The 18,485-nt window shown below is 72.2% G+C and carries 18 protein-coding genes and 1 pseudogene; 3 read left to right on the forward strand and 16 right to left on the reverse strand.

Annotated features, from left to right (window positions below; genetic code table 11):
* Nucleotides 1-131: 131 nt before the first annotated feature.
* Both ACWD0J_RS03945 and ACWD0J_RS03950 read left to right on the forward strand, forming a co-directional pair.
* On the forward strand, nt 132-680 hold the full coding sequence (locus tag ACWD0J_RS03945; RefSeq protein WP_451494140.1) for a DUF1697 domain-containing protein: 549 nt from the start codon (nt 132-134) through the stop codon (nt 678-680).
* Between the two features lie 36 nt (nt 681-716).
* A pseudogene (locus ACWD0J_RS03950) lies at nt 717-1,071 on the forward strand (hypothetical protein); the annotation flags it as partial.
* A 69-nt stretch (nt 1,072-1,140) separates the two neighbouring features.
* On the opposite strand, the gene ACWD0J_RS03955 reads toward ACWD0J_RS03950, so the two are convergent.
* From ACWD0J_RS03955 to ACWD0J_RS04025, 15 genes are all read right to left on the reverse strand, one after another.
* Nucleotides 1,141-1,893, reverse strand: a complete 753-nt coding sequence (locus tag ACWD0J_RS03955) for a sirohydrochlorin chelatase (protein WP_451494141.1) — start codon at nt 1,891-1,893, stop codon at nt 1,141-1,143.
* Nucleotides 1,894-1,907: 14 nt separating this feature from the next.
* Nucleotides 1,908-2,813 carry an ABC transporter permease gene (locus ACWD0J_RS03960; RefSeq protein ID WP_451494142.1) on the reverse strand — a complete coding sequence of 302 codons (906 nt, stop codon included), beginning with the start codon at nt 2,811-2,813 and terminating at the stop codon, nt 1,908-1,910.
* Nucleotides 2,800-3,603, reverse strand: a complete 804-nt coding sequence (locus ACWD0J_RS03965; protein WP_451494143.1) for an ABC transporter ATP-binding protein — start codon at nt 3,601-3,603, stop codon at nt 2,800-2,802. Before ACWD0J_RS03965 ends, ACWD0J_RS03960 begins: the two co-directional genes overlap by 14 nt.
* Before the next feature lie 11 nt (nt 3,604-3,614).
* Complete coding sequence (locus ACWD0J_RS03970) at nt 3,615-4,718, reverse strand: aliphatic sulfonate ABC transporter substrate-binding protein (protein ID WP_451494144.1); 1,104 nt, start codon at nt 4,716-4,718, stop codon at nt 3,615-3,617.
* A 222-nt stretch (nt 4,719-4,940) separates the two neighbouring features.
* Nucleotides 4,941-6,296, reverse strand: coding sequence for a sulfate adenylyltransferase subunit 1 (locus ACWD0J_RS03975; protein ID WP_451494145.1), 1,356 nt, complete (start codon nt 6,294-6,296; stop codon nt 4,941-4,943).
* A gap of 2 nt (nt 6,297-6,298) precedes the next feature.
* Nucleotides 6,299-7,246, reverse strand: coding sequence for a sulfate adenylyltransferase subunit CysD (cysD, locus tag ACWD0J_RS03980; protein ID WP_451494146.1), 948 nt, complete (start codon nt 7,244-7,246; stop codon nt 6,299-6,301).
* Nucleotides 7,243-7,818 carry an adenylyl-sulfate kinase gene (gene cysC / locus ACWD0J_RS03985; RefSeq protein WP_451494147.1) on the reverse strand — a complete coding sequence of 192 codons (576 nt, stop codon included), beginning with the start codon at nt 7,816-7,818 and terminating at the stop codon, nt 7,243-7,245. The genes cysD and cysC overlap by 4 nt, the downstream gene beginning before the upstream one ends.
* On the reverse strand, nt 7,815-8,525 hold the full coding sequence (locus tag ACWD0J_RS03990; protein WP_451494148.1) for a phosphoadenylyl-sulfate reductase: 711 nt from the start codon (nt 8,523-8,525) through the stop codon (nt 7,815-7,817). The genes cysC and ACWD0J_RS03990 overlap by 4 nt, the downstream gene beginning before the upstream one ends.
* Nucleotides 8,522-8,701, reverse strand: a complete 180-nt coding sequence (locus ACWD0J_RS03995; protein WP_451494149.1) for a hypothetical protein — start codon at nt 8,699-8,701, stop codon at nt 8,522-8,524. Before ACWD0J_RS03995 ends, ACWD0J_RS03990 begins: the two co-directional genes overlap by 4 nt.
* Nucleotides 8,698-10,395: a nitrite/sulfite reductase gene (locus ACWD0J_RS04000; protein ID WP_451494150.1), complete on the reverse strand. Its 1,698-nt coding sequence runs from the start codon at nt 10,393-10,395 to the stop codon at nt 8,698-8,700. The genes ACWD0J_RS03995 and ACWD0J_RS04000 overlap by 4 nt, the downstream gene beginning before the upstream one ends.
* A 181-nt stretch (nt 10,396-10,576) precedes the next feature.
* On the reverse strand, nt 10,577-10,660 hold the full coding sequence (locus tag ACWD0J_RS04005; RefSeq protein WP_310739661.1) for a putative leader peptide: 84 nt from the start codon (nt 10,658-10,660) through the stop codon (nt 10,577-10,579).
* Between the two features lie 127 nt (nt 10,661-10,787).
* Nucleotides 10,788-11,360 (reverse strand): GNAT family N-acetyltransferase, encoded by a 573-nt coding sequence (locus ACWD0J_RS04010; RefSeq protein ID WP_451494151.1) that lies wholly within the window; start codon nt 11,358-11,360, stop codon nt 10,788-10,790.
* A 70-nt stretch (nt 11,361-11,430) separates the two neighbouring features.
* Nucleotides 11,431-12,726, reverse strand: coding sequence for a hypothetical protein (locus tag ACWD0J_RS04015; protein WP_451494152.1), 1,296 nt, complete (start codon nt 12,724-12,726; stop codon nt 11,431-11,433).
* Between the two features lie 184 nt (nt 12,727-12,910).
* The gene (locus ACWD0J_RS04020; protein ID WP_451494153.1) at nt 12,911-14,137 is read right to left on the reverse strand and encodes a GAF domain-containing protein; all 1,227 of its coding nucleotides are present in this window, start codon (nt 14,135-14,137) and stop codon (nt 12,911-12,913) included.
* A 279-nt stretch (nt 14,138-14,416) separates the two neighbouring features.
* Nucleotides 14,417-16,051: an acyl-CoA dehydrogenase family protein gene (locus ACWD0J_RS04025; RefSeq protein ID WP_451494154.1), complete on the reverse strand. Its 1,635-nt coding sequence runs from the start codon at nt 16,049-16,051 to the stop codon at nt 14,417-14,419.
* A 280-nt stretch (nt 16,052-16,331) separates the two neighbouring features.
* Between ACWD0J_RS04025 and ACWD0J_RS04030 the strand changes: the two genes are divergently transcribed.
* Nucleotides 16,332-17,468: a YihY/virulence factor BrkB family protein gene (locus tag ACWD0J_RS04030; protein WP_451494155.1), complete on the forward strand. Its 1,137-nt coding sequence runs from the start codon at nt 16,332-16,334 to the stop codon at nt 17,466-17,468.
* Between the two features lie 122 nt (nt 17,469-17,590).
* Here the strand turns inward: ACWD0J_RS04030 and ACWD0J_RS04035 are convergent, their stop codons facing one another.
* Entirely contained in the window at nt 17,591-18,445 is an 855-nt protein-coding gene (locus tag ACWD0J_RS04035; RefSeq protein ID WP_451494156.1) for an NAD(P)H-binding protein, read from the reverse strand.
* Between the last annotated feature and the right edge of the window lie 40 nt (nt 18,446-18,485).

Here is an 18,485-nt window from a genome sequence, read left to right on the forward strand (position 1 = left end):
ATCCCCCCGGCGCTCCGCTCTCCCCACTGGGTAGGACAGGGGTCCCTTACATCTACCGGAGTGCCCGGTGCGCCGGACACGGTGCCCGCGCCCACGGCCACGGGGCAGGACGGCCGCTTTATGGTGTGCGGATGACGACGACGTACGCGGCGCTGCTGCGCGGGATCAACGTGGGCGGCAGCAAGAAGGTGCCGATGGCCGAACTGCGCGTGCTGCTGGAGGGTCTCGGCCACCACCGCGTAAGCACCTATCTGCAGAGCGGCCAGGCCGCCTTCGCCAGTGACCACGGGGACGAGGAGTCGCTGGCCGCCGAGTTGACGCGGGCGATCGGCGGCCGGTTCGGCTTCGCGGTCGACGTGATCGTGCGCGACCACGCCTACCTGGCGGCGGTCGCCGGCTCCTGCCCGTTCCCGGCCGCCGACCTGCAGCCCAGACAGCTCCACGTCACCTACTTCTCCGCCCCGGTCGGCGAGGAACGCTTCGCGGAGATCGACCGGGCCGCCCATCTCCCGGAGGAGTTCCGCCTCGGCGACCGCTGTCTGTACCTGTACGCCCCGGACGGCCTCGGCCGCTCCAAGCTCGCCGAGCGCCTCGCCAAGCCCCGCCTGAACAAGGGCGTGATCGCCACCAGCCGCAACTGGAACACCGTCCTCAAGCTCGTGGAGATGACGGCTGTCTGAGGGCGCCCGCGCTGTCGCGTTCGTTCGAGCGGCGAGCCCACCCACTGCGCCGGCTGGGACGTGCGTGCCCTGGTGAACCACCGTGTCCTGTACACCTCGCACGGCCTGGAGCACCGCGCCCTGCCGCAAGCAGCTCCCCGACGAGCTGGTCGCGCGCGACTTCACCGCCGGTCCGGAGCGGGCCGAGGCGTACGCCGCCCGGCCCGTCCCCGGCTCGTCCTCACCCACGGCGGCCTCTACCGGCTACGACGGCTTCGCCGACCCGGTGCCGGTGCCGGCCGGCGCCCCGCCGTTCGACCGGGCCCTGGCCGCGAGCGGACGCACACCCCGGCAGCGGACGCCGGGGACGGTGGACGGCGGCCGTCCGCACCCGTGCTCGAAACCCGCCTGACCGTTCGACGCTACGGGGTCGGCGGCCCAGCCGTGCCGGGCCGGCGGGCGTGCCGTGCGGACCGCGCCGTCAGGCTCCCACGGCCGCCAGCAGCGGCCTGCGCGCCGCCTGGTACCGCTCCAGCAGTACCCGCGCCACCTCCGGCGCCGGTCCCAGCACCTCCGCCAGGACATCCGCCCCGGCCGCGCCCCGCGCGATGCGGTCGGGGAGGAAGCCGGGGGCCAGGACGTACGGTGCGACCGCGACACGAGAGCATCCCAGCGCCCGGAGTTCGCCTACCGCGTCCTCGGTGCGGGGGAACCCCGCGGGAGAACCAGCGGAGGCGAACGCAGGCCGCACGGCGCACCAACCGGTGTGCCGCCACTCCCGCGCGATATCAGCGATCACTGCGATCGCCTCCGGGTCGGTGGACCCCGCCGAGGCCAGCACGACCCCGGTCGAGGACTTGTCGGCGGGCGTCAGCCCGGCCTCGTACAGCCGCCGTTCGAGGGCGGCGAGCAGCAGCGGCGAGGGGCCGAGCACCTGCGCCTGCCGGATCCGCAGCCGCGGCGGCGCGTCCCGCAGCACCGCCGGGATGTCCGCCTTCGCGTGGAACGCGCGGGTCAGCAGGAGAGGCAGGGCCACCACCTCCCGTACGCCCTGTGCCGCCAGCGACTCCAGCACCCCTTGCACCGACGGGACGTTGAAGTCCAGGAAGCCGGTCTCCACCCGTACGTCCGGGCGCAGCGAGCGCACCCGGCGGACCAGGGCGTGCACCGTCGCGGCATGCCGCGGGTCGCGGCTGCCGTGGGCGATGACCAGCAGGACCGGCTTCCTGTCCATGGCGTACACGGGACTCAGCCCTTGACCAGCAGACCGCGGGTGCGCAGCACCCACCGCTCCAGCGGACTGAAGATCAGCAGGTCGATGGCGATCCCGACGAACAGGATGAGCAGGATGGCGAGGAAGACCGTGGCCATGCTGCTGTTCGTACGGCCCACCTCCAGCAGTTGCCCCAGGCCCACGCCCAGGTCGGGCGCCTGCGCGATGATCTCGGCGGCCATCAGCGAACGCCAGGAGAACGCCCACCCCTGCTTCAGCCCCGCCACGTAGCCGGGCAGCGCCGCGGGCATCACGATGTGCCACGTGCCGCGCAACCCGGTCGCCCCCAGCGTCCGTCCCGCGCGCAGGAACAGCGGCGGCACCTGGTCGACGCCGGACACCAGACCGTTGGCGATCGACGGCACCGCGCCGAGCAGGATCACCGCGTACATCATCTCCGGCTTCAGGCCCAGCCAGATCACGGCGGCCGGCACCCAGGCCACCGACGGCAGCGACTGCAGGCCGGACAGGATCGGGCCGATGGCCGCGCGCACGAACTTCACCCGCGCCACGATCAGGCCGAGCGGTGTGCCGATGATCAGGGCGAGCACGAAGCCGAACAGGCCCCGCGAGACGCTGGTCCAGATGTAGTCGAGCAGGGTGCCCCTGAGCCACGCGTCCTCGGCCTCGGCCCACACGGCGCCGGGGGAGGGCAGCTTCGACGCGTCGTCGACGATCCTCAGGGAGATCAGCCCCTGCCAGATCGCGAGCACCACGACGGTGGCGACGATCGGCGGGAAGATCTTCTCGCGGAAGGTCTGCCGCAGCGGCGGCCGGCCGGTGACCGAGCTCTCCAACGCGTCGAGCCCCGCCTCGATGCCGCCCAGTCCGGAGCCGCCCTTGGCCCCCTCCCCGGTCGTCGTCGTGTCAGTGCTGGCCATGGCGGCGAATCTCCCCACGCAGTACTTCGGTGATCTCGACGGACAGTTCCGCCACGGGCGCGTCCTCGATACGGCGCGGTTGCGGGATGTCGACCGTCCACTCGCGCGCGATCCGGCCCGGCCGGGACGACAGCAGGATCACCCGCTGCGCGAGCCGCACCGCCTCCCGCACGTTGTGCGTGACGAAGAGGACGGACACGCCCGTCTCCGCCCAGATACGGGTCAGCTCGTCGTGCAGCACGTCCCGCGTGATGGCGTCCAGAGCCGCGAACGGCTCGTCCATCAGCAGCAGGTTGCTCTCCTGGGCGAGCGCGCGGGCCAGCGCCACCCGCTGGCGCATACCGCCCGACAGCTCGTGCACGCGCTTGCCGTACGCGCCCTTCAGCCGGACGAGCCCGAGCAGCTCCTCGGTCCGCTCGCGCCGTTCGTTCTTCGGAACACCCCGCAGGCGCAGGGCCAGTTCGATGTTCTTGCCCGCGGTCAGCCACGGGAACAGGGCGTGCTCCTGGAACATCAGGGCCGGACGGCCCTCCGTCGTGATGGACCCGACGGTGGGCTCGTCCAGCCCCGCCACCAGGTTCAGCAGCGTGGACTTGCCGCAGCCCGAGGCACCCAGGAGGGTGACGAACTCGCCGGGTGCGACGTCGATGCTGATGTCGTCCAGCACGAGCTGCCGCCCGGCGGGGCCCGCGAAGGACTTCGAGACGTGCTCGATGCGCGCCGCGTGCTCCACCGACTCGGCGGCCTTGGCGAAGGTCGTGGCCATGGTCGTCACCTCCTGGGAACTCATCGGGACCGGAATCAGCCGACGCCGAGACCGGCGTCGCTGACCGTGCTCGCGCCCTCGGCCTTGAGGACCTTGTTCAGCGGCGTGAGGTCGTAGATGCCCTTCAGATCGGGCTTCTCCAGCAGCCCCGCCTTGACCGCGTGCTCCGCCTCGGTGTTGAGGGTGGAGGCCAGCGGGTCGTCGGTGAACCGGATCGATGCCCACGCCGGGTCGATGACCGCGGCCGGCAGCGCCTTGCCCGAGTCCGCCTTCAGCTGCTCGTTCGCCGCCGCCTTCGCCTCGTCCGGGTTGGCGTTGATCCACTGGTTGGCGTCGACGGAGGCCTTCAGCACCGCCTCGACGGCCTTCGGGTGCTCCTTGAGGAAGTCCTGCCGCACGATGATGTTCGTGATCACGAACTTCTTGTCCGGCCACAGGTCGGCCTCGTCGAGCAGCACCTTGCCGCCCTCGGCGACCAGCTTGGAGGCGGTCGGCTCGGGCACCCACGCGCCGTCGACCGAGCCGGACCTGTAGGCGTCCGGGGTGACCTTGTTGTCGGTGCGGACCACCGAGACGTCGCCCTTGCCGCTCTCCGCGTCGACCTTCCAGCCCTGCTCCGCGATCCAGTTGAGGAACGCCACGTCCTGCGTGTTGCCCAGCTGGGGAGTGGCGATCGTCTTGCCCTTGACGTCCTTGAGCGAGGTGACCTTCTCCGGGTTGACCACGAGCTTCACCCCGCCGGACGCCGAACCGCCGATGATCCGCAGGTTCTTGCCGCCCGACTTGGTGTAGCCGTTGATCGCCGGGGACGGGCCGATCCAGCCGATGTCGATGGAGCCGGAGTTGAGGGCCTCGATCTCCGAGGGGCCGGCGTTGAAGACCTGGTACGCGGCCTTGGTCGCGCCGAGTTCCTTCTGGAAGTAGCCCTTGCGCACACCGACGAGGGCGGTGCCGTGGGTCAGGTTGCCGAAGTAGCCGATCCGGACGGAGTCGAGCCCGTCGATCTTCTTCGCCCCGGCGGCCACCTCGGCGGCGCCGTCGTCCTGGGCCTTCGAGCCGTAACCGCAGGAGGCGAGGGCCAGCAGCGGGAGGGCGGTCAGGACCGCGAGGGTGCGGCGTAGGGCGGTGCTGGCAGGCACGGGAGGTGTTCCTCTCGTCGGCCCGGCGGTCACGGTCTCTCAGGTCGTGGCCGGGTGGTCGGCAGGTGGCGTCTACGGCGGTGGGAGGTGAGGGCGCGCGAGCGGTGCGCGTACGTCAGCACGCACATCGCGCCACTCCGCCCTGCCCGCTGCCGAGGTCGCCGCTGCCGACGCGGCCGCCCTCCTTCGCGAACGAGGAGTAGAAATCGGTGGTGTTCATGCTCAGAAGTCCCACCCGTCGTCCTCGGTCTCGTCCTTGACGGGCTCCGGGGACGCGAACGACTCGCCGACCATGCCCGCGGTGAGCGTGGTGCCGTCGTTCGGGTCGATCAGGATGAACGAGCCGGTGCGCCGCGAGTCCGCGTAGGAGTCGACCGGCAGCGGTTCGGCGGCCCGGATCTTCACCCGGCCGATGTCGTTGGCGACGAGCTGTCCGGGGTGCGGGTGCAGGGACAGGTCGTCGAGCGTGAGCCGGGACGGGATGTCCTTGACGATCGCCTTCACCGTGCGGGTGCCGTGCTTGAGCAGCACCCGGTGGCCGACGGTCAGCGGCGCGTCGGCGACGTGGCAGACGGTCGCCTCGATGTCCTGGGTGGTGGGCGGCGCGTCCTTGCTGGGCACGATCAGGTCACCGCGCGAGATGTCGATGTCGTCCTCCAGCAGGACGGTGACCGACTGTGTCGTCCAGGCGATGCCGACCGGCTTGCCGAGCAGGTCGATGCCGGCGATCTTCGTGGCCCGCCCGGACGGCAGCACGGTGACCGACTCGCCGACGCGGAAGGAACCGGCGGCGATCTGGCCCGCGTAGCCCCGGTAGTCCGGGTGCTCGGCGGTCTGCGGCCGGATCACGTACTGCACGGGCAGCCGGGCGTGGCAGTGGCTGAGGTCGTGCGCGACCGGGACCGTCTCCAGGTGTTCCAGGAAGGTCGGGCCGCCGTACCAGTCCATGGTCGCGGACGGCTCGACCACGTTGTCGCCGGCGAGCGCCGAGATCGGGATCGCGGTGACGTCGGGGACGCCCAGCTCGGTCGCGTACGCCGTGAACTCCTCGGCGATCGCCGCGAACACCGGCTCCTGGTAGTCCACCAGGTCCATCTTGTTCACGGCGAGGACCACGTGCGGCACCCGCAGCAGCGCGGCGATGGCCGCGTGCCGGCGGGTCTGCTCGACGACGCCGTTGCGGGCGTCGACCAGGATCACCGTCAGCTCGGCCGTGGAGGCACCCGTCACCATGTTGCGGGTGTACTGCACGTGACCGGGCGTGTCGGCGAGGATGAACCGGCGCCGGGGCGTGGCGAAGTAGCGGTACGCCACGTCGATGGTGATGCCCTGCTCCCGCTCGGCCCGCAGGCCGTCGGTCAGCAGCGCGAGGTCCGGCGCGTCCTGCCCGCGGCTCGCCGAGGCGCGCTCCACGGCCTCCAGCTGGTCGGTGAGGATCGACTTGGAGTCGTGCAGGAGCCGGCCGACGAGGGTGGACTTGCCGTCGTCGACGGACCCGGCGGTGGCGAACCGCAGCAGGGTGGTCTCCGACAGCTGCTCGACCGACAGCGGCTCGATGGGTTCCGTGATGCTGGTCATGTCTAGAAGTACCCCTCGCGCTTGCGGTCTTCCATCGCGGCCTCGGACATCTTGTCGTCGGCCCGCGTGGCGCCGCGCTCGGTGAGCCGGGAGGCGGCGATCTCGGTGATCACGGCTTCCAGTGTGGTCGCGTCGGAGTCGACCGCGCCGGTGCAGGACATGTCGCCGACCGTGCGGTAGCGCACGAGCCGCTTCTCGGTCCGCTCGCCGTCCTTCGGGCCGCCCCACTCGCCGGCGGTCAGCCACATCCCGGCCCGCTGGAACACCTCGCGCTCGTGGGCGAAGTAGATCTCCGGCAGCTCGATGCCCTCGCGGGCGATGTACTGCCACACGTCCAGCTCGGTCCAGTTGCTGAGGGGGAAGACGCGGACGTGCTCGCCGGGGGCGTGCCGGCCGTTGTAGAGGTTCCACAGCTCGGGGCGCTGGCGGCGCGGGTCCCACTGGGAGAACTCGTCCCGCAGCGAGAACACCCGCTCCTTGGCCCGGGCCTTCTCCTCGTCCCGGCGTCCGCCGCCGAAGACCGCGTCGAACCTCTCGGCCTGGATCTTCTCGGTCAGCGGCAGCGTCTGCAGCGGGTTGCGGGTGCCGTCCGGACGCTCCTTCAGCACACCGCGGTCGATGTACTCCTGCACGGAGGCCACATGCAGCCGCAGCCCGTGCTTCGCCACCGTCCGGTCGCGGTACTCCAGCACCTCGGGGAAGTTGTGCCCGGTGTCCACGTGCAGCAGCGAGAAGGGGACCGCCGCGGGGGCGAACGCCTTCAGCGCCAGGTGCAGCATGACGATGGAGTCCTTGCCGCCGGAGAACAGGACCACGGGCCGCTCGAACTCGCCCGCGACCTCACGGAAGATGTGGACGGCCTCGGACTCCAGCGCGTCCAGGTGCGAGAGGGCGTACGGGCTGTCCGTGCCCTCGTCGCCCTCCGTGGCCTTGGCAACGGTCGTCGTCATGCCAGTCCCCTCTCGGTGAGCAGCGCGTGGACCGCGGCCGCGGACTCCTGGACGGTCTGGTGCTGCGACTCGATCCGCAGGTCGGGCGACTCGGGCTCCTCGTACGGGTCGTCGACCCCGGTGAGCCCGGTCAGCTCGCCCGCCGCCTGCTTGGCGTACAGACCCTTCACGTCCCGCTCGCTGCACACCTCGACCGGAGTGGCCACGTGCACCTCGATGTACGCCGCCCCGCTCTCCTGGTGACGCCCGCGCACCGCCTCACGGCTGTCGGCGTAGGGCGCGATCACCGGGACCAGCGCCTTGACGCCGTTGCGGGCGAGCAGTTCCGCGAGGAAGCCGATGCGCTGCACGTTCGTGTGCCGGTCCGCGCGGCTGAAACCGAGGCCCGCCGAGATGAACTCGCGGATCTCGTCGCCGTCGAGCACCTCCACGAGGTGGCCCTGCGCACGGAGCCGGCCGGCCAGCTCGTACGCGATGGTGGTCTTGCCGGCACTCGGCAGACCCGTGAGCCAGACGGTGGCTCCGGTCGTCACGTGAGTCTCCTGGTTCGTAGAAAGCACGGTCGTCGTCATCCGTGCAGCCCGCACTCGGTCTTGGAGCGGCCCGCCCAGCGGCCGGCGCGCGCGTCCTCGCCCTCCAGGACGCGGCGGGTGCAGGGGGCGCAGCCGACGGACGCGTAGCCGTCCATCAGCAGCGGATTGGTGAGGACGCCGTGTTCGGCGACGTACGCGTCCACGTCGTCCTGGGTCCAGCGGGCGATCGGGGAGATCTTGACCTTCCGGCGCTTGTCGTCCCAGCCGACGACCGGGGTGTTCGCCCGGGTCGGGGACTCGTCGCGGCGCAGGCCGGTCGCCCAGGCCTGGTAGCCCTTCAGGCCCTCTTCGAGCGGCTCGACCTTGCGCATCCGGCAGCACAGGTCCGGGTCGCGGTCGTGCAGCTTCGGGCCGAACTCGGCGTCCTGCTCGGCGACCGTCCGCGTCGGCGACAGCGTGATGACGTTGACGTCCATCACGGCCTCCACCGCGTCCCGGGTGCCGATGGTCTCGGGGAAGTGGTAGCCGGTGTCGAGGAAAACCACGTCGACCCCCTTGCGTACGCGGGACGCCAGGTGGGCGACCACCGCGTCCTCCATCGAGGAGGTCACGCAGAAACGCTCGCCGAAGGTGTCGACCGCCCACTGGAGGATCTCCAGCGCGGAGGCGTCCTCCAGGTCCCGGCCCGCCTGCTCGGCGAGCGCCTTGAGATCCGCTGTGGTGCGCTCTTCCTGAGTCGTCGTCATATCTCTTCTCCCCCTGCGTCGGTCGGCTGAAGGCCCCGGGCGAGCAGCCCGAGGAACTTCAACTGGAATGCGCGGTTGCACGCCGCGCATTCCCACGCGCCGTGGCCCTGCTCATGGGGACGGAGGTCCTCGTCGCCGCAGTAGGGGCAGTAGAAGGGGGCGGCCCGCTCGCTCATGAGAGGGCCTCCTCGCTGGCACGGGCGGCCCAGGCGGCGAACCGCTCGCCGTCCTCACGCTCGGCCTGGAACCGCTTGAGCACCCGCTCCACGTAGTCCGGCAGTTCCTCGGAGGTCACCTTCAGGCCGCGCACCTTGCGGCCGAAGCCCGCCTCCAGACCGAGCGCGCCGCCCAGGTGCACCTGGAAGCCCTCGACCTGCCGGCCCTGGCCGTCGAGGACCAGCTGGCCCTTGAGACCGATGTCCGCCACCTGGATACGCGCGCAGGCGTTCGGGCAGCCGTTGATGTTGATGGTGATCGGCTCGTCGAACTCCGGGATGCGGCGCTCCAGTTCGTCGATGAGCTGGGAGCCGCGCGCCTTGGTCTCGACGATGGCGAGCTTGCAGTACTCGATACCGGTGCAGGCCATGGTGCCGCGCCGGAACGGGGAGGGCTTGGCGGTCAGGTCCAGCGCCTGGAGCGCCTCGACCAGCGCCTCGACCTGCGGCTCCTCGACATCGAGAATGATCATCTTCTGCTCGACGGTGGTACGGACCCGGCCCGAGCCGTGTGCCTCGGCGAGCTCCGCGATCTTCGTGAGCGTGGCGCCGTCCACCCGGCCGACGCGCGGGGCGAACCCGACGTAGAAGCGGCCGTCCTTCTGCCGGTGCACGCCGACGTGGTCCCGCCAGCGCTCCACCGGCTGCGCGGGCGCCGGGCCGTCGGTCAGCTTGCGCTTGAGGTACTCGTCCTCCAGGACCTGGCGGAACTTCTCCGGGCCCCAGTCGGCGACCAGGAACTTCAGGCGGGCGCGGGTGCGCAGCCGCCGGTAGCCGTAGTCGCGGAAGATCGAGATGACGCCCTCGTGGACGTCGGCGACCTCGTCCAGCGGGACCCAGGCGCCGAGCCGCACGCCGATCTTCGGGTTGGTGGACAGGCCGCCGCCGACCCACACGTCGAAACCGGGTCCGTGCTCGGGGTGGTGCACGCCGACGAAGGCGACGTCGTTGATCTCGTGCGCCACGTCCAGCAGCGGCGAGCCGGAGACCGCGGTCTTGAACTTGCGGGGCAGGTTGGAGAAGGCCGGGTTGCCGACGATCCGGCGGTGGATCTCCTCGATGGCCGGGGTGCCGTCGATGATCTCGTCCTCGGCGATCCCGGCGACCGGCGAGCCGAGGACCACGCGGGGGGTGTCACCGCAGGCCTCGGTGGTGGACAGGCCGACCGCCTCCAGGCGGTTCCAGATCTCCGGCACGTCCTCGATGCGGATCCAGTGGTACTGCACGTTCTGCCGGTCGGTGATGTCGGCGGTGCCGCGCGCGAACTCCTGCGAGACCTCGCCGATCACCCGCAGCTGCTCGGTGGTGAGCCGGCCGCCGTCGATCCGGACGCGCAGCATGAAGTACTCGTCGTCCAGCTCCTCCGGCTCCAGGATCGCGGTCTTGCCGCCGTCGATCCCGGGCTTGCGCTGGGTGTACAGACCCCACCAGCGCATCCGGCCGCGCAGATCGTTCGGGTCGATCGAGTCGAAGCCGCGCTTGGAGTAGATCGTCTCAATGCGTGTCCGCACATTGAGACCGTCGTCGTCCTTCTTGAACTGCTCGTTGCCGTTGAGCGGGGTGTGGTGCCCCGCGGCCCACTGACCCTCACCGCGGTGACGGCTCACCTTGCGGCGGGGAGTCGCGGCGGCGGGCTTCTGCGGGGTGGCGGCCATGGTTGATACGTCCTTCGGGACAGCGAGGGGAAGGGGTCGGCGCGGGGCGCCGTGGATGCGGCGTGGTGGTCGGGCGCCGGGCGTGAGGCTCCGACCTGCGCATACGGGCGCATGGGTGGACATGCGCGGCATTGCGCGGGAACGAGACAGGCGTGGGGATGTCGGGCGACGCCGGGGCTCGTCAGCTCGCCGGACAGATGGCGCTGGACATGCGGCCGAGGTCGACGTGGCGCCGACTCACCAAGGCAATTCCAGTTCCAGGCATGACGGAAGCGTGGCACGGCGATCTGGACACAGTCCAGCTTTGTCCGTCATGCGGACAACCTTGTCCCGCATGGTGAGACAGGGGTGGTGTCGGTCACATGACCGGCGCGGGGTCTTGTCGCCGCAGGTCAGAACGGGTAGGCGCCCGGCCACGGGCCCGGCGCGGTCACCTGCGGCTTCTCCTCGACCGAGGTGTCGAAGAGCTGGAAGCCCCGGCGCAGGTAGTTGTCCATCGCGTGCTCGCCGTCCAGGCTGCATGTGTGCAGCCACACCCGCTTGGTCTGCGGCAGGTCGGGCCAGCGGTCCGCGAGATCCCAGGCGCGGGCGGCACCGTACGACAGCAGGTGCCCGCCGATCCGCCGCCCGCGGAAGGCCGGGACCAGCCCGAAGTAGACGATCTCCACGACGCCCTCGTCCTGCGGCTCCAGCTCCACGTACCCCGCGGGCGTCCCCCGCTCGTACGCCACCCACGTCTCCACGCCCGGCCGCTCCAGGTGCTCCTGCCACCGCGCGTACGTCCAGCTCAGCCGGTCGACCCAGCGGATGTCTCCGCCGACGGACGCGTACAGGAAGCGGCTGAACTCGGGGGAGGGGACGCCGGAGCGGACGATCCGCACGTCCCCCTCCGGCGCGGCGGCCGGCAGGAGGTCGGTCGGCGCGGTCTGCTCCAGGGACCAGGTGGTCACGGGGGTGTTGGTCATGGCGGCCAGGGAATCACGAGCCCGGTCGATCTGTCGATCGCCGCCCGGCCGGACCCGGCGAGCCGCCCGGCTACCCCAGCGCCCGGTCGATCGACGCCAGCGGCAGCGCGTACAGCACCTGCCCCGACTGGGCCCAGACCTCGCCGCTCTCCGCCCAGTAGGACAGGGACGGCGTCTGCGGGCTCCAGCAGTCCAGCCGTCCCTCGGATCCGCAGCGGGTGGCACGCGCGCCGTCCGTGGTCTGCTGCCACAGCGAGCCGTGCTCGTCGTCGCTGCCGGAGGCGCGGGCCACGTACCAGTCGGAGCGGTGCGACAGTACGCCCCCGATGTCGGCCGCGCCGGTCTCGTACGCCTCGGTGGGCATCGCGCGCCCGGCCGCGTCGGTGGCCAGCAGGCCGGCCCGGTCCGTGTCCTTGTCCGTACTGAAGGCGTAGCGCCACAGGCGGGCGGGCCGCTCGCTGCCGAAGGCGGGCCGCTCGCTCGCCACCAGGCTGTCGGGTGCCGTGGTGCGGTCCAGGGAGATGCCCTGCGGGCGGGCGGCGGCGTCCGCGCCGGCCAGCCGGTAGGAGGCGACGGCGGGCATCACGAAGCGGGAGCCGTGCGCCGACCAGCCGCCGGGCACCCGCCCGACACCCTCCGCGGCCACCGTGGTGCGCTGGACGCGGTTCATGTCGTACACGTAGAGGGCGTCCTGGCCCTGCTCGTCGGCGGTGACCAGCAGCTTGTCCTGGTACCAGACCATGCCGGACAGCCGCGAGGCGAGCGGCCGGTAGTCCCGGCCGCCCTCGACCGGTACGGCCAGCAGCACCCATGTGTACCTGGGGCGGCCCAGGTCGTTGGCGTCGACGAAGGCGACCCGGGCCAGGTCCCGGCCGTCCGCGCCGCCGTCCTGGGTCCAGCCGGAGAGGATCACGCGGTCGTGGCCCCAGACGCCGTCGTCGTCGGCGTCCCCGGAGGTGGTGACCGCGCCGGGCTGCCAGGAGCGGGTGTCGGCGGTGTCCCAGCAGTAGGCGCGGGTGGCGGCCGGTTCCACGGGCAGCGCCGTGCGCTCGGCGCCCGTACAGGAGTCCGCGTCGCGCAGGCCGCGGTCGGCGCCGTCGAGAACGGCGCCGACGCCGACGGGCCGGCCCATCGAGGCGGCGAGCCGGTCGAGCGTGCGTTCGGGGACCTGGTCGTGCCGCAGCCGCAGCGCGGTGGTGCCGTCGGCGGAGGAGAGGGGCTTCAGCGCTCCCGGATCCAGGTCGGCCGTGGCCTGCGAGGCGCTGATCATGGTGGCCGCGCCGGTCAGTGCGAGGGCGGTGCCGGCCAGGAAGGCGCGCAGCGCCCTGCCCCGCTTTTGCCGGCGGTGTCTGCCGCGCTGTTTCATGCGTCCTCCCGAGGCGGGCCAACTGCGCCTGGTGATCCGTACGTTGACCAAGGAGCAGGTGGGGTGGTGGCCCGTAGAGGGATGCTACGGCAGTTGGGGGCCGCCCGGGACGAAGACCGTGCAATTATGCGGAAGATGCACTTCTGGGTCGCCCGGGTTGTCCCCGCGGACCAGATCGGCTCGATCAGGCCTCTCGCCCCGGCTCCGCGGACGAGCGCGCGGCGAGCACCGTCGGAGCGGTCGAGTGCGGCAACAGGTCGCGCGCGTCGGCCGGGAGGAACACCTCGATCTCCGCCTCCTCGCCGAAACGGTACGGCCGGTGCTCCAGCAGCCCCCCGAGATAGCGCCGCACCCGCGACATCTCGGCCCGCACCGTCACCGTGCGGGCAGGATCCCCGAACACCTCCTCTGCCAGGCCCGCCGCGCTGCGGCCCGCCCGGTGCCGGGCCAGCAGGTACAGCAACTCGGCGTGCCGGGGACTCAGTTCGTGACTCCACGAGCCCGTGCAGCCCGACACGGTCACCGACCAGCGGCGCGGCTGCGCCAGATCCAGCACGATCCGGGTGCTGCCGCCCGGCACCGCCTCCTCGGTGACGCGCACCAGCCAGCCGCCCGTCAGCGGCTCCAGCGCGCACAGCCCGAGCGACGGCAGCCACCGCACACCCGGCGACGGCGACTCGGGCAGCGGCACCCGGTTCGTGTACGGCATCCCGGTCACCGCGGCCGTCCAGCCGTCCCGGTCCACCACCACGGCCCGCCCGCCGAGCCCGGCCAGCACCGGCGCGGCCACCGCGCGCAGCCGCTCCAGCGAATGCTGGTGCAGCTCCCGCAGCCGCGCCTCGGCGAGCTTGGCCACCGAGTCGACCCAGGCGAGTGTGGCCGGGTGCATCGTCTCCAGCGGGCCGCTCACGTCGACCACGCCGATCAGCCGGCCGTCCCGCGGATCGGTGATCGGAGCGCCGGCGCAGGTCCAGGTGGCCAGGGAGCGGACCAGGTGCTCGGCGGCGACGACCTGTACCGGACGGCGCACCACCGCCGGCGTGCCCAGGCCGTTCGTGCCGACGACCTCCTCCCGCCAGTCGGAGCCGACCTCCATGCCGGACTCGTCGGCCCGGCGCAGCACGGGGGCGCTGCCCTCACGCCACAGGGCCCGGCCCTCGCCGTCCGCGATCAGCACGATGTGCCGGGAGGCGTCCGCCACCGACACCAGCCCCTCCCGCAGCACCGGCAGCACATGCCGCAGCGGGGAGGTCTCCCGCCGCCGCTGCACCTCCCCGCGGGGCAGCAGCCCGGTCCGGAAGTCGTGATCGGGATCGATCCCGGCGCGGCCCACGCGCTCCCAGGACGCCTCGATCACCGGGCGCGGCATGCTGCGCGCATACGGTCCGGCGTACCTGGCGGTACGTGCCACGGAACCCTCCTGAGAGGCGCTGTGGACCGGGCACCCGTACGGCCGCCCGGTCACGCCCGAAGACTGTCTTGACTGTCCGTCTCATAGTGCCGTCTGCCCGAGGCGGAGGAACCCAGTCCACCCGCACACCACCAAGTTGCAACCCTTTGCAACCCTGGTGAAGGGCCCTGTGGTGGCTGAAACTTGAGCGGCGTCGCCCCGAGCGGCGTCACCGGCCTCAACGGGCCAGTGGCGGGGGTGGTGCCGTGTCGGCGCAGCACCACCCCCGCACGGACGTGATCAGGCCAGCGGCCGCGCCCGTTCCACCACCGACGCCAGGTCCAGGGTGCTCGGCAGGGTGCCGAAGGCCGCGCCCGCGTCGCCGCCCAGACGGGCCGCGCAGAACGCGTCGGCGACCTCCGGGGGCGCGTACCGCACCAGCAGCGAGCCCTGGAGCACCAGCGCGAGCCGCTCGGCCAGCCGCCTCGCCCGCCCCTCGACGCCCTCCAGGTCGCCGAGATCGGTCAGCAGGTCCTTGACCGCGGCGTCCAGCCGGTGGTCGGCGCCGCGGGCCGTGCCGACCTCCACGAGGTAGGCGTTCAGGGCCTGCGGCTCCCGCTGCAACACCCGCACCACGTCCAGCGCCTGGACGTTGCCCGCCCCCTCCCAGACCGAGTTCAGCGGCGACTCGCGCACCAGGCGGGGCATGCCCGACTCCTCGACGTACCCGTTGCCGCCCAGGCACTCGGCGGCCTCGACCGCCACCGGCGTACACCGCTTGGTCACCCAGTACTTGGCGGCCGGCACCGCGATCCGCAGCAGCGCGCGCTCCAGTTCACCGCCGTCGTCGCAGGCCGCCGCGAGCCGCAGCGCGAGGGCGGTCGCCGCCTCGGACTCCAGTGCGAGGTCCGCCAGCACGTTGCGCATCAGCGGCTTGCCGGCGAGCGTGCCGCCGAACGCCTCGCGGTACGTGCAGTGGTGGACCGCCTGGGCGACGGCCTGCCGCATCAGGCCCGCCGAGCCGAGCACGCAGTCCAGCCGGGTCGCCGCGACCATCTCGATGATGGTCCGCACCCCGCGCCCCTCCTCGCCGACCCGGCGCGCCCAGGTCCCGTCGAACTCGACCTCGGCGGAGGCGTTCGACCGGTTGCCCAGCTTGTCCTTGAGCCGCTGGATCAGGAAGACGTTGCGGGTGCCGTCCTCCAGCACCCGTGGCACCAGGAAGCACGTCAGCCCCTCCGGTGCCTGCGCGAGCACCAGGAACCCGTCCGACATCGGCGCCGAGCAGAACCACTTGTGCCCGGTCAGTCCGTACGCCCCGTCCTCGGCGAGGGGGGTCGCGGCCGTGGCGTTCGCGCGTACGTCACTGCCGCCCTGCTTCTCCGTCATGCCCATGCCGAACAGGGCCCCGGCCTTGAGGCGGGCGGGCCGCAGTTCGCGGTCGTAGACCATGGACGTCAGCCGCGGTTCCCACTCCGCCGCGAGCGAGGGGTCCGTGCGCAGGGCGGGTACCGCGGCGTGGGTCATCGACAGCGGACAGAGATTGCCGGCGTCGACCTGCGTCCACACCTGGAACGCGGCGGCGCGCCGCACATGCCCGCCCGGCCGCGCCCAGGCCGCGGTGAGGCCCGCCGCGACGCCCTTGCCGAGCAGGCGGTGCCAGGCGGGGTGGAAGTCGACCTCGTCGAGACGGTGACCGTAGCGGTCGTGGGTGCGCAGCACCGGCGGGTTCTCGTTCGCCTGCGCCCCCCACTCCTGCAACTGCGCCGAACCGGCGGCCCGCCCGAGCGCCGCCAGTTCCCCGCGGACCTCGTCGAGCAGATCGGGGGAGACATGCCGCTCCACCGCCGCCGTCAGGGCGCGGTCGGTGCTGAAGACGTCGTAGCCGGTCAGCGGCGGGGGCTGGTTGGACACGGTGTGGGTGCTGCCTGCCATGCTGCGAAACCTACCGTTCCTCAAGACTGAGCGGGAGTGAGTCCTGTTGCCAGGACTCCTGCTCAGCCGGGTGCCCCGAACGGCGCGGGGCAGGTACGACACCGGCCGCCACGTCGGCGAGACGGACACGGCCACATTCTCCCCGGCATCCCGGCATCCCGGCATCCCGGCATCCGGGCATCCGGGCATCCGGGCAGTCGGGGTGCGGCGGGGCGGACACCCTGGCAGACCGGCGTACCGCGGGGTGAGTGGGGGGCCGCAGGACGGATACCGTTAGGTCGTGCAGCCAGCAAGTGAAATCCCGCAGCGGCCCTCCGGTCGGCTCCACCGGGCGCGTGCCCTCTACCGGAACGTCTCGAAGCGCAGGACCGCCTGGCTGCTGATCAAGGACACCACCAACTCCTGCATGGAGTACCGGATCCTCGGCCTCGCGGCCGAGGCGGCGTTCTTCACGCTGCTGTCCGTGCCGCCGCTGCTGCTGAGCATGATCGGACTGCTCGGCTACGTCGACGACTGGACCGGCGCCGACACCATCCAGAGCCTGGAGAACAACCTTCTGGTGGCCTCCCGCACGGTCCTGTCCGACAAGGGCGTGACCCAGATCGCCCAGCCGATCCTGCACGACGTGACGAAGGGCGGCCGGCCCGACATCATCTCCATCGGCTTCCTGTTCGCCCTGTGGTCCGGCTCCCGCGCGGTGAACGTCTTCATCGACACCATCACCGTGATGTACGGCCTCGACGGCGTCCGCGGCATCGTCAAGACCCGGCTGCTCGCCTTCGCCCTGTTCGTCGTGGCCCTGTTGATCGGCTCGGTCGTGCTGCCGCTGATGGTGGCCGGACCGGACGCCGTGGTGAACGTCGTGTCCTGGTCGACGACGGTCGTCCAGGTGCTCTACTGGCCCGTCGTCATCGTCCTGTCCATCGTCTTCCTGACGACGCTCTACCACGTGTCCGTCCCCGTGCGCTCCCCGTGGATCGAGGACGTGCCCGGCGCCCTGGTCGCCCTCGGCATGTGGGTGCTCGGCAGCTTCCTGCTGCGCATCTACCTCACCAACACCGTCGAGGGCCCCACCATCTACGGTTCGCTCGCCGCGCCCGTCGCCGTACTGCTGTGGATCGGTGTGTCCGCGTTCGCCGTCCTCGTCGGAGCCGCCGTCAACGCCGCCATCGACCGCGTCTGGCCGGCCGCCGCCACGGCCGCGGCCCGCGCCGCCAACGAGCGCCTGCGCGAAGCCCAGGTCGCCGAGTACGTGGCCCGCGCCGCCGCGGCCCGCGAGAGCGACCCCGACGACCCGGACATGCCCTCCGAATTCCCGGAACGCTGGTCCCGGTTCCTCCCCCCGGAAGACGTCACGTCCCGCCTGCGCACCCATGTGAAGAGCACCCACCCCCCGCACAAGCCCGACGATTCCTGAAAGCGCACGCGACGCAGCGCGGGGCCGTACCCCGTGCGGCGGCTCCGCCGTGCCGGGGCGCCACCCGCCCCGGCGGACCCGCGGCCGGCGGGAGACCTTCCCGCACGCACCCCACGCCGCCGCTACGGCTTCCACGCCCCCGCCGCCGCGGCGTCCCGCACGAAGTCCGAGAAGTCCCGCGCCTCGCGCCCGAGCACCTGGCGGACCTCGCCGGTCACCCGCGCGTTGCGCCCGTCCATCAGCTCCTCGAAGACCTCCACCAGCAGTTCCACGTCCCGCGGCTCCACCCCGAACCCGGCCAGCGTCTCCCCGTACGCCCGCGCCGGCACCGGCGTGTACGCGATCTCCGTACCGGTCACCGAGGAGATCTCCGCGACCGCCTGGCGCCAGGACAGCAGCCGAGGCCCGGTCAGCTCCACCGTCCGCCCCACGCAGCCGCGGCCGCCCTTCCCCAGCACCGCCGCCACCACGTCCGCGATGTCCCGCACGTCCACGAACGGTTCCCTCACCTCCCCGGCCGGGAACACCAGCTCCCCGTGGCGCACCCCCTCCACCAGCGGTCCCTCGCTGAAGTTCTGCGCGAACCAGGACGCCCGTACGACCGTCCAGTCGGCCCCGGACGACTTCAGCGCCTCCTCCGCCGGCCGGGCCTGGGTCTCCCCGCGCGCCGACAGCAGCACCAGCCGCCGTACCCCGAGCCCCACCGCCTCCCGGGCGAGCGCCCCGATCCCCTCGGCCGCCGCGGGGGAGCCGATGTCGGACGGGTGCACGAGGTACGCCGCGTCGGCGCCGCGCAGGGTCCCGGCCCAGGTCGTCGGGTCCGCCCAGTCGAAGCCCTGGGCGCGGGAGGCGGGCCGTACCGTGTGTCCCGCCGCCCGCGCGGAGCGGGCCACGCGGCTGCCGGTACGCCCGGAGGCGCCCGTCACCACCACCGTCGTCGTCCATGTGTGTACCGCGTTCGCTGTGTTGTCCGCCATGCCTCCAGTCAACGGCCGCGCGCTCCGACAGCCCATCGCT

Source organism: Streptomyces sp. NPDC003011, from assembly GCF_053591515.1.